This window comes from Pseudolactococcus piscium, assembly GCF_002441695.1.
GTDB lineage: Bacteria > Bacillota > Bacilli > Lactobacillales > Streptococcaceae > Pseudolactococcus > Pseudolactococcus piscium.
Window position 1 is genome coordinate 1 of sequence record NZ_JXJW01000012.1, and the last position, 11515, is coordinate 11515.

At 40.6% G+C, this 11515-nt stretch carries 12 protein-coding genes; all 12 read right to left on the reverse strand.

The window, feature by feature from the left end:
- Positions 1 to 200: 200 nt before the first annotated feature.
- The 12 genes from yqeK to aroC all read right to left on the reverse strand — a co-directional run bounded on the left by yqeK (position 201) and on the right by aroC (position 11488).
- The gene (yqeK, locus tag RU86_RS06595; RefSeq protein ID WP_179296232.1) at positions 201 to 809 is read right to left on the reverse strand and encodes a bis(5'-nucleosyl)-tetraphosphatase (symmetrical) YqeK; all 609 of its coding nucleotides are present in this window, start codon (positions 807 to 809) and stop codon (positions 201 to 203) included.
- A 39-nt stretch (positions 810 to 848) separates the two neighbouring features.
- The gene (gene recD2 / locus RU86_RS06600; protein ID WP_096814626.1) at positions 849 to 3323 is read right to left on the reverse strand and encodes an SF1B family DNA helicase RecD2; all 2475 of its coding nucleotides are present in this window, start codon (positions 3321 to 3323) and stop codon (positions 849 to 851) included.
- Positions 3316 to 3930 carry a histidine phosphatase family protein gene (locus RU86_RS06605; protein ID WP_096814627.1) on the reverse strand — a complete coding sequence of 205 codons (615 nt, stop codon included), beginning with the start codon at positions 3928 to 3930 and terminating at the stop codon, positions 3316 to 3318. Before RU86_RS06605 ends, recD2 begins: the two co-directional genes overlap by 8 nt.
- On the reverse strand, positions 3927 to 4445 hold the full coding sequence (locus RU86_RS06610) for a tRNA (cytidine(34)-2'-O)-methyltransferase (RefSeq protein ID WP_096814628.1): 519 nt from the start codon (positions 4443 to 4445) through the stop codon (positions 3927 to 3929). Before RU86_RS06610 ends, RU86_RS06605 begins: the two co-directional genes overlap by 4 nt.
- 363 nt (positions 4446 to 4808) lie before the next feature.
- A complete protein-coding gene (locus RU86_RS12325) occupies positions 4809 to 5369 on the reverse strand; it encodes a hypothetical protein (protein WP_245810490.1) in 561 nt (186 codons plus the stop codon).
- Complete coding sequence (locus RU86_RS12330) at positions 5366 to 5779, reverse strand: alpha/beta hydrolase family protein (RefSeq protein ID WP_245810491.1); 414 nt, start codon at positions 5777 to 5779, stop codon at positions 5366 to 5368. The genes RU86_RS12325 and RU86_RS12330 overlap by 4 nt, the downstream gene beginning before the upstream one ends.
- Entirely contained in the window at positions 5766 to 6371 is a 606-nt protein-coding gene (locus RU86_RS06620; RefSeq protein ID WP_096814629.1) for a GNAT family N-acetyltransferase, read from the reverse strand. The genes RU86_RS12330 and RU86_RS06620 overlap by 14 nt, the downstream gene beginning before the upstream one ends.
- Positions 6368 to 7102, reverse strand: a complete 735-nt coding sequence (locus RU86_RS06625; RefSeq protein ID WP_096814630.1) for a MerR family transcriptional regulator — start codon at positions 7100 to 7102, stop codon at positions 6368 to 6370. Before RU86_RS06625 ends, RU86_RS06620 begins: the two co-directional genes overlap by 4 nt.
- A 190-nt stretch (positions 7103 to 7292) precedes the next feature.
- A complete protein-coding gene (locus tag RU86_RS06630) occupies positions 7293 to 7751 on the reverse strand; it encodes a GNAT family N-acetyltransferase (RefSeq protein WP_096814631.1) in 459 nt (152 codons plus the stop codon).
- 56 nt (positions 7752 to 7807) lie between these two features.
- The gene (aroA, locus tag RU86_RS06635) at positions 7808 to 9088 is read right to left on the reverse strand and encodes a 3-phosphoshikimate 1-carboxyvinyltransferase (protein WP_096814632.1); all 1281 of its coding nucleotides are present in this window, start codon (positions 9086 to 9088) and stop codon (positions 7808 to 7810) included.
- An 88-nt stretch (positions 9089 to 9176) separates the two neighbouring features.
- Entirely contained in the window at positions 9177 to 10280 is a 1104-nt protein-coding gene (locus RU86_RS06640; RefSeq protein ID WP_096814633.1) for a prephenate dehydrogenase, read from the reverse strand.
- Positions 10281 to 10321: 41 nt separating this feature from the next.
- Positions 10322 to 11488 (reverse strand): chorismate synthase, encoded by a 1167-nt coding sequence (aroC, locus tag RU86_RS06645; RefSeq protein WP_096814634.1) that lies wholly within the window; start codon positions 11486 to 11488, stop codon positions 10322 to 10324.
- Between the last annotated feature and the right edge of the window lie 27 nt (positions 11489 to 11515).

Genomic DNA, 11515 nt, shown 5'->3' on the forward strand with positions numbered 1-11515 from the left:
CGACTGTTTCATTCATTATTCTGATAATTACATGTTACACCTTTTTAGATAACAAAGCAAACTTTATCCTGTTTTGTAGGCATTTTCATCTAAATTCATATCAAAATTTGTATTAAAGTCGCTTGAGATCTATCAACTAAAAGTTAACAAAAAAAGCTTACATCAAAGCTAGACAACTTCTGTGATGTAAGGAATTTTTATTATTTATTTGCTACTTCATCTGCTAGTGATACCTTAGCGGCTAGTAACCAGGGATGTAAGACTTTAATATCATGATTTAGTATATAATCGATATAAAATAAACAGCCTTCTGATAAAGAAATAGATAATGCAACAAGCAAGTCTTGCAAATAAGGTGGTTGACCTGCACCATCCCATTTGATTTTATCAGCTAAAAAGACTGTCTTATCTAATAAACTCGGATTTGCTTTTAAAGTGGTATGACAGCAAATTGCTGATAATATATCTTCGTCTGCTATCTCAAATACTTGCTTGGCAAGTACTTTAGATAACTTCTGGTGGATAATCATCGGTAAGGCAAGTTCTTCTTTAAAAAGTGATAGCTCAAATTCTCTTGCCTTACCTATCCGTTCCTCATTGGGAAAAATACCGCCAATATCATGCAATAAGCCAGCAATATAAGCCTTGTTTTGATCTGCACCGACTTGCTTTGCTAAGGCTTTGGATGCCTGCGCTACAGCAACTAAATGTTTGAATAGGTCATCACAATTATGGGCTTGACAAACAGTCTGCACTTGCTGTTCTAGTCTGTTCATTTTCAATTTATCAGTTTTAGATACTTTGTACATGGGTATTTTCCTTATGACCTACTGCTGATATTTGACCAGTTATTTGGATTTACTAAATACAGCGACATCTTCTGCCGTCATCCCAATCATCGGATCGATCGTTAGGACATTTTCCATTGTCAAAACATAATTTGCTGTTTTAGCGCCTAGTCCAGTACTTTCGACTGCTGGTTGATCACTAGCTACCTGATCGCTTGCGACATCTTTAAAGGCTGTCTTGTCGATTACCGCTGTTTCGATAACTGTTTCTTTGACAGGAATTGCTTCTGAATTAGTTGCTGCTTGATCTGATGTTGTGGTAAGTCCAAACCGTTCAACCAGATATGTTTTACGGTTAGCGCCTTGTCGACTGACTGCTGTTTGGAAACTCTGTCCCTCACCGAGTAAGATCAAGGACTGTTTAGCTCTTGTAATCGCTGTATACAGTAAGTTACGCTCTAGCATGCGATGATAACTCGCGACCATGGGCACGATGACACTTGGGAACTCACTCCCCTGAGATTTGTGGATAGACATGGCATAGGCCAGGGTGATTTTGTACCACTCAGCTCTTGGGTAGCTGACTTCATTGCCATCAAAACTCATGACAATCTCATCCTGTTTAGACTCTGTATACTTGGCTGGGACTAGATCAGTAATCACGCCAATATCACCATTAAAGACGTCTAGGGATGCTTCATTAACCAGATGGAGGACTTTATCGTCTTGCCTAAAAATCGTATCCTGAAAGAGAAATTCTAGTCGATCAGCTAGGGGATTAAACAAATTTTGCAGTGATTTATTGACCTGATTAATCCCTGCTACGCCTTTGTACATGGGGATCAATACTTGTAAATCAAAGGGGTCGTTACCACGCTTCATCCAGGCACTGGCAATCTGCTCGATATAGTTTGGGATATTGACTGCCTTACTTTCGATATAAGACCGATCAGCTTTCTTAGCAGTGAAATCTGCTGGTAGTTGTCCATTTTTGATGTCATGGGCTAGATTTGTAATCGTAGAACCTTCACCCTGACGGAAGATTTTATCTAATCTGACGGTCGCAAAATCAGGGATTTTAAGCAGATCCGCAAATACCTGTCCAGGGCCAACTGATGGCAGTTGATCTGCATCGCCAACGAAGATAACCGTCATAGAGGGTAGGATGGCCGCAAATAGTTTATTGGCTAGCCAGGTATCCACCATCGAAAACTCGTCCACAATCAAAAGACTGCCGGATAAATCGTTACCAAAGTCATCCTCTAAATCATCCGAGTTCAGCCCTAGTTGGCGATGAATCGTCGCTGCCGGTAAGCCAGTTAATTCGTTCATCCGGCGTGCCGCACGTCCCGTAGGTGCCAACTGGACGATTGGAAAGACATCATCCGTATAATTATCCGGATTTAAGTCTAAATGATTTAGGCTAGCATAGGCCTGAACGATTCCCTTTATTACGGTTGTCTTACCTGTTCCTGGTCCACCTGTCAGGATGAAAAATTGGTGGGTCAGCGCCTTATAAATCGCCTCTTTTTGAAGACTATCATAGCGAATCTCAAGCTTAGCTTCGACATCGCCTATAATCGTCTCAAATTTATCTTGTGCTAATTTAGTAACCTTGCTATTGGTTAGCTTGTCTAAGCGCTGATAGATCCCATCTTCCGCAAAATATAAGGAGTTCTCAAATAATTTTGTCCCAATTGCCTGCAGTTTGCCTTCAGCTAGCAAGACGTTAATCATCTCTGCCACCTGGTCAGCTAAAATTTCTACATTTCTAGCTGATTCTAGCAAGTCGATGGTCTGATTCAGTAAATCCCGTGCTTCGATATAAGTGTCACCACTGTCAAGTGAATGGGTCAGCACCGTATGGATTAACCCTGCTTGAATACGTGCATCACTGGTAGCTGAAATCCCTTCATCTTCGGCGATTTTATCTGCTTTTTTAAAGCCGATGCCTTTGACATCAAAAACAAGCTGATAGGGGTTTTCCTTAATCACATCTAAACTCGCCTCCTTATAGAGGTCATAAATTTGAAAATTTAGCTTACTAGGGAGTTCGTACTTGGCCAGTTTGGATAGGATTTTTTCCATACCATGATTTTCAGATAGACGCTTAACAAAGGCAGCTAATTTTTCAGACGACAAAATACCTGATAGATGCTCAGGTGTCTCTAAAATATGATCGATGGTATCTTCTGGAAAGGTTGCGACGATTTTTTCAGCTGTTTTCTTGCCAATACCAGGAAAGTGCTCGCTAGACAAATACTTGACTAAACCTGCTCCTGACGTGGGGACATCTTTTTCATAGGTCGTTACTTTAAGCTGCTCGCCATATTTAGGATGATTGGTTAGCTCACCAAAAAATTTGTAGCTATCCCCTTCAACCACATCCCCTATAATCCCATTGACAACAATCTCGTCGTCCTTAAAATCAGCATTGGTATCTGTAATGGCAAGTAATAGCACCTTATAAAAATTAGCTGGGTTACTGAAGAAAATCGCTTCAATCGTCCCCACAAAATAAAGTTTATCAGCCATGTTTTTCATTCCAATGCGTTAAGACATAATGCGTTCCATCATAATCAACGATAGACAGTGTATTATTATCAAGACCTACACCACCTGGACGTAATTCACCGATCGGTGTTTGGACTAGCATCCTGATTGAGCTAGATAAAAAAGCCCCATGGCTGACAACGAGAACATTGTCATATCCTTGTTGCGATACCTCTGCTATAAACTTCCCAAATCTACGCTGAATATCTGATAGATTTTCTGCACCGAACGGATTACCCCAAAACTGTTCTGGATGATGGCGAAAGGCATTCATATTTTCGGGATTTTTTTTGATGGCATCATCGATCAGCATCCCTTCAAATATACCCAGATTCCATTCAAATAGCTCGGTTTTTTTGATGATGTCACGCGGGTGCTGATTATGCTCAGATAAAATCATTGCCGTGTCTACTGCACGTTTAGAGGGACTTGAAAACATGGCATCGAAGGTGACATCTGCCAAATAATCACCAAGTTTAGCAACCTCTAGACGTGACTCTGCTAATAAGGGAGAATCTCCAGTCATCCCTTGCAGTCTGCGCTCTTGGTTCCATACTGTTTTCCCATGACGTACAAAATAGAGCTTCATTTTAATTTGTCCTTTTCATATCTGTGAACTAATTCCAGTCCGTGATACTGTTGTTGTCTGAGACATTCATAAATCACGATGGCAGCCGCATTTGATAAATTCAAACTTCTGACATGTTCATCATTCATAGGTATGCGCAAGGCCTTTTCAGGGTTTTCACGCATGAAGTCCTCAGGTAAGCCAGTATCTTCACGACCAAATAAAAAATAATGATCTGCTTGATCAGTATACAGATCAGTTTCTGAATAATCATGCTCAGCGAATTTCGTAATCAGATGTAAACTAGCTGTTTCATCAGCATTGACATGCGCTAAAAAAGCGGCTAAATCATCATGATAGACGATTTCAACCTTATCCCAATAGTCCAATCCTGCTCTTTTGAGGTTTTTATCCGTAATCTCAAAACCAAAAGGGCGAATCAGGTGCAAATGTGTGTTGGTTGCTGCACAGGTGCGGGCAATATTCCCAGTATTAAAATGAATACGGGGTTCAAAAAGTACGATGTGATTTGTCATAATAGTTCTTATTATAGCAGATTTTCTATCATATTTCAGGAGTAACTTACCAGTCAAAGACACCCAACTACCTAAACCTATTTTGAACCTTATTTCTGATATGTTTAGCTAGGCTAGGTATTCATTAGATTAACACAGAGTGACCTGCTATCAATGACTAGCAATGTATGGCTAACTTAAAAAAACGATAAAAAAAAACTAGAGTGCTCGGAGTCAATCTCAGCGAGCACCCTAGTTGGTAGACGAGATTTGCTTTAATCATAACAGGTTTGATTGAAACAAATTTCTATATTTAGTATATTACCAAATTATTAGATAATTGTCAACACTTTAGACAAAATTACCTATTTTTATTAGTTCCCCTTACTGCGCTTCAGCTACTTCTTGACAATAATCAAGATAATCTTGATCAACTAAAAAGTATTTAGGCATCATGACGGCAGTAAGTGTGACTAAGAATTGATGATGTGCTATCTTAGGATTTAACATCATGTGTTCGGTATTTGCGATCGTCTTGACTTGTAAGACTGACTTTTTGACAATGTCTGTATAAACAGCTTTTGTTTCTAATGAATCTACATTTTTATCTTTTTCTGCTAGCACTAAATATAGGGGACGTTTTATGTTGGCTAAATCTGCTGTTGCATCTGCATCTAAGTTGCGACGAATAAATAAGTATCTATCTGATGATAGGTTTTCTTTTCCACCCGCAGATTTGTAGCCATCAACTGTTGCATTTTCCTTAATCAGCTGGGCATCTTTTTCAAAAGCTGCCCGCTCTGCTAATCGCTCTGATTTTGAGCCGCCTGCATCTGCTATGCGCCAGTCTGTATTATATAGCCCTTGTCGCATCCAGTTAATGGCTGGTCCTACAAGAATTGAAAAATCAATCTTAGGATTTGTCGCCATGACTTTTGGTATCACCCAACCTGCTTTGCCTCTTTTGGATAGGCTGTTTTTAACCAGGCAATCACTTGGGAAACTTCCTTGGCACGATCGTCCATGGATTGGTCTAACCAGTTGCCAGTTGAGCTCCCAATACCAGCTTTATCCCATGATACAGATAGGAAGCCTGATTTAGCAAATCGTTCCATTACCGGTTTGTAACCACCATCTTGTGTTGCATTTTGTGGCCCATCTCCATGGACAAAAACGATAATCCCTTTTATTTTTTTTTGCTTGGGGAAGGTGATGACTGCAGAGAGTTTCGCCTTTTCCGTAGGTATCTCAACCCTTTTTTCAGTCATCTGATAGTGATTACCTATCATAAATATGATGCCAGATGCAACAATCAGCACAGTTAAAACTGCCATAATCCATTTAATTTTTTTCATTTTCCCACCTCATTAAATACCAGCCTTTTTTCCCAGTCAGCCAATACAAAAGCCGACTTGATTCATGTTTTATACGTTTAAAGTTTAATTTTTCATAGAGTTTAATTGCCTGTTGATTCGTGTCTGCTACATGCAGCGTGAGACGCTGTTTACTAGTCATGGTCATGCTATGCTCTATTAAAGATTGGGCAACCCCTAATCTATAAAATTTTCGATCGGTTACGACTAACTCTATATAGCCTTCATTTTTTTGTGGCCGATAGGAAAGCATCATCATTAGCAATAATAGCTTGAGTGATTGCATAGCAGTTAATGACCGCCTAAAAAAGTGGTAGAGATGCACTAAATTGTTTGGGTGTTCGCTGATAAGTAAACACCCACAAATTTGTCCCTCTATCTCACAAATCGCTAAAGTATGCTGCTGTGACATGACAAGATAATCACTGATGACTTTGATTGCTCGAGTGGCAGTTTTTTTAGAAAACATCTGATGTGTGAATTTGGCTGAAAATCCTTGACTGATTAACTGGCTAAGCTGTTGACTTAGATAATCAGGATCATAGGCAGCTACTGGCTTAATCATTTTGTTCATACACACACTTCCACAGTATAAACTAGGCCACTGTTATAGGCTAGAGAACGCGTGACATTTTCATAGACTAGGATTTGCTTGTCTTTTGGTTGGGTCAACTGAAAGAGTGGATCCTCTAGAAATTGACTAATTTTCAGGTCAAGGCCGACTTCATCAGCTACTAAAAAGTTGATACATGCATAGTTACCAGCTAAATAAACATGATCATAATCAGATACTTGTGATGCATAGCAGACATCAACTTGCGCTTCATTTGACTGGATGAAATAAGGCTGATCTATCTTAAACTCCTTTTGTTTGCTTGCACTAAGGTAGTTAATCTCCCCATTAGTTACCATATCTTGCGGTAACTTTTTAAAGTAACGATCAGCATGCGCAACAAAGTAAACGTCATCAAGTTGACTACTATCATGAGAATCGATAATCTTAGTCGTTAACTTTTGTAAGCTGATTAGCTCATCGATGTTTGCTTGCAACATCTGCTTTGACTTATGTAATAAGGGCATCAAATCATCTACTGCTTGACTCGCCTTAATATCAGAAATAGAAAACCCAATTTTTCTAAATATGATGAGTTGATAAAGTCGATAAATATCTGACTCATCAAATAGATAGTAGCCGTTCTCCTCATCAACATGAGGAGATAATAGCCCTTTGTTAATATAGTAACGCAGCTTTGATTTTGGTAGGCCAAATAGCTCAGCAATTTGACCAGAAGATAGGGTATTCATCTCGTTTTCTCCTTTAAAGACATTATACACCGTGCACCTAGTACGCGGTCAAGTCATTTTATTTAGTTTTATCAGCTTATCTAACCTATAAAAAAAAGAAGTAGGGAATTCCACTTCTTTTTCTATATTTTTTTCTAAAAACTAGGCCACAGCAATCCTTTCAGACTCGCCACCATTAGCTAAAAACTGTTTAGATTTGATAGGCATACAAACGTGCTGGCCCATCGAGGCCATAAGCACTACCCAGATGCTCAAATCCAAATTTTTCATAATATGAGGTATGATCTGTCACCAGATACAAACTCGGATAGCCCATCTCTTTAACTTCTGACACAGCATGCTGGATCAACAGTTTACCTAAGCCTTGTCCTCTGTATTTTTCAGAGACAAACAAGGCCACAAGCCAAGGGTACAGGTCTTGACGGCTATTAAAATCATTTGTAATTAGCCCAAAACAGCCGACAAGCTCAGTCCCTTTTACCAGGACATAAAAGCGAGGTAAGGTAGATGTCGTTGTTAAACTAGCTGTGATACTATCCCTATAAATTTCTTCTGGTATGCCAAAAGCCTCAGAAAAGTAGGTAACAGCAGCATCCAAATACTCCGGATGCTGACTGATTGCGATAAGCTGATGTGGGTTAGTAATCATGAGCAGGTCTTTCTAGATAGGAGCATGCATAGGATAGTTGTTCATACCCCTATTTTTTAATCGACTAAACTTATCAAGTCTTGGAAGAAAGTCGGATATGAGGTATCGATTGCTTCTGCACGCTCTAGCGTGACTTCACCAGCTTTGACGAGTAAACTTGCGATTGCTGCTGTCATACCGATCCTGTGGTCGCCTTGGGTATTAATCGTTGCACCAGTTAACAGTGACTTGCCTCTAATAATCATGCCATCATCAGTCGGTGTGATGGCAGCACCCATGTCATTTAACATGTCAGCTACGACTTGAATACGGTCGGTTTCCTTGACTTTTAATTCCTCAGCATCTCGGATAATGGTCGTGCCATTTGTTTGCGTCGCAAGCAAGGCAATGACTGGTAATTCATCGATCAGTCTAGGAATCAGATCTCCTGAAATCTCAGTTGGCTTAAGTTCTGATGTTTTAACGGTTAAGGTAGCAGATTTTGCTAGCTCGTCGCGATCTGAAATCACCAGATTGCCACCCATTGCCTGAATCACGTCTATGATACCTGTGCGTGTTTCATTTATGCCAACATTTTTTAGTGTGATGTCACTATTTGGCAGGATAAGGCCTGCTACTAGAAAGAAGGCTGCACTTGAAATATCGCCTGGTACTGTGATGTCAGTTGCAGTAAAGGTTTGGCCACCTTTGACACGGATTTCTTTGCCATTGATCGAGATCTGTCCGCCAAACTGTTGGATCATATCCTCAGTATGGTTTCTTGTGAGTTCTTTCTCAGTAATGACAGATTCACCTTCTGCTTGCAAGGCTGCAAAAATCAAGGCTGATTTCACCTGTGCAGAAGCAACAGGTAAGGTATAATTAATCGGCTTTAAATGGGCTGAACCTGTCATCTTAAGTGGAGGTAAATCACGATCAGTTTCTCCTGAAACGCTCACGCCCATCTCTCTGAGTGGTATCGTCACGCGATCCATCGGTCTTTTAGACAAGGAATCATCACCAAATAGCTCAGCTGAAAATGGTTGTCCAGCTAAAACACCACTAATGAGCCGAATAGAGGTGCCAGAGTTCCCCATATCAAGGCGATTTTTGGGTGCAGAAAGCCCCTTAAACCCGACACCATGTACGATAACTTCTGCTCCCTTGTCTTCAATCTTAACGCCCATTTCCCGAAAAACGGCCATGGTAGAAAGCACATCCTCACCACGTAAGATATCATGTACGCGTGTCTCACCTTGGGCTAGGGCACCGAACATAATACTGCGATGACTAATGGACTTATCGCCTGGTACTTTAAGTTGACCGCGAAGGCCGCTTGCATTTGTCTGTAATTTCACTGTATATCATCCTTACTTTTTAGTCACTGGGTGAATGTCCGTATTCAACCTTTACACATGAGGGCTAGCATAAGCTAATTTCATTAGCTTATTGGTAAACGTCATAATCCGTATTTGCTTTGATCAAGCCTTCTGCTGTCTCTAAATCATGTTTTGTTTTAAAGGTAATCTGTAACACACCATTTAGTTCAACACGCGTTTCATTAATTTTGATATTGATAATACTTAAATGATGACAAGAAAAATACCCAAGTACATCATGTATAGCATCTGATTTATCAGGAATACTAATGAATAGATCATAGAAATTAGCCATAGCACCTTTGTGAATGGGCATTTGCGCCCGAAGCTTGCGTGCTTGGTCGAAAAATTGCCAAACAGCATCAGACTGCTTATCTTGAATCAAGCTTTTAACAGCCTGTAATTTGTCGGTAAATTGATCGATTTGATCAACCACATTATCTGGATTAGACATCAAAATTTCAGCCCACATATCTGGCGAACTCTCAGCAATCCGAGTCATATCCCGAAAACCGCCAGCTGCAAGATTTTTGGTAAAGGGCATTTTGTCAGAAAAATCATCGGCATTATTGACTAATGCTGCTGCCACAACGTGTGGGAAGTGGCTGGTTACAGCTGTCATCGCATCATGTTCAGCAGCTGATAGGTCTATAAACTTAGCATGCGTTTCAGATAAAATCAACTTGAGTTCCGCTAGGTCCTCAGGTTTGGATAAAGGTGATGGTGTCAAGATGTAATAGGCATTTTCGAACAAGAGCGCATCAGATGCAATCACACCCGTTTTATGGGATCCTGCCATCGGATGCCCACCTACAAAACGAACTGCTTGACCTGAAAATAGCTTTTCAGCGCTGTTAATAATCTCTTGTTTTGTCGAGCCTGAATCAGATATCAAAACATCTGGCTTTAAAGGTAAGTTTGCTAATGTCTCTAAAAATTTGATGGATAATTGGACAGGAAAATTTAAAATAATCACGTCAGCGGCAACAGCCAACTGCTCAAAATCATCTGATACTTCATCCACCAGCTTTGCTTGCATAGCAAAATCCCTTGGCGCTTGACTACGGTTATAGGCAGTAACATGATACTCTGGATGGCCTGCTTTGATTGCACGTGCTAAAGAGCCACCAATGAGGCCTAGACCAGCAATCAGGATTGTTTTATTGCTCATGATTTGGCCTCCTTTAGACAAGTAATAAAGTCAATCATGCCTTAAAATCCTTTGATATAGGCGTTGTGACGGGCTATATTTTCTTTGAGTTCAGCCATGTTATCTGAGGCAAATTTTGCTAAGACTTCTGTTGCTAAAACAGTAGCGACCACATGTTCAGCAACGACTGCTGCTGCTGGCACTGCCGTCGGGTCAGACCGTTCTACTTGTGCTTTATAAGGTTCGTGCGTGTCGATATCGACTGACATCAAGGGTTTATAAAGCGTTGGAATTGGTTTCATCACACCTTTTACAACGACTAATTCACCATTTGTCATGCCGCCTTCAAAACCACCTAAGTTATTTGACTTACGTGTGTACCCGTCAGCTTCATTCCAAAGGATTTCATCCATAATCTGACTACCTGGTTTATAGGCCGCATCAAAGCCAATACCAAACTCAACACCTTTAAAGGCATTGATCGAAACAACAGCTTGAGCGATTTTTGCATCCAATTTTTTGTCCCACTGAACGTAAGAGCCTAGACCGACTGGTAGACCACCCGCAACAACTTCTACGACACCACCGATGGTATCACCATCTTTTTTGGTTTGATCAATCAAGGCTTTAATGTCTGCTTCACGGTCTGGATTAACAATCGACACTTCAGACTCACTCGCACGCTTGCGAATTTCTGATACCGTCAAGTTCTCAGGAATGGCCACTTCGATGCCACCGAATACGGTTACATGGCTGGCCACTTCTATCCCTAACTCTGATAGTAAGCGCTTAGCAACTGCACCGATCGCCACACGCATCGTTGTTTCACGCGCACTTGAGCGCTCTAAAACATTACGCAAATCTGGAAAACGGTATTTCATACCACCGACTAAATCAGCATGCCCAGGACGTGGTTTGGTCAGTTTACGTTGTGCTTTGAACTTGTCTTCAACGTCATCAGCACCCATAATGCTTGTCCAGTTTTTAAAATCTTTATTGGTCACATTTAGGGTAATCGGACTACCCATGGTAACACCATGACGGACACCTGACGTGATTTCTACTTGATCACTTTCAATCAACATACGGCCACCGCGACCATACCCACCCTGGCGGCGTTTTAATTCCTGATTAATATCAGATGAACTTAAACTAAGGCCTGCAGGAATGCCTTCTATAATCGCTGTTAAGCGAGGGCCATGACTTTCTCCAGCTGTGAAATATCTCATACTTTATCTCCATTTTCATAACGCTTA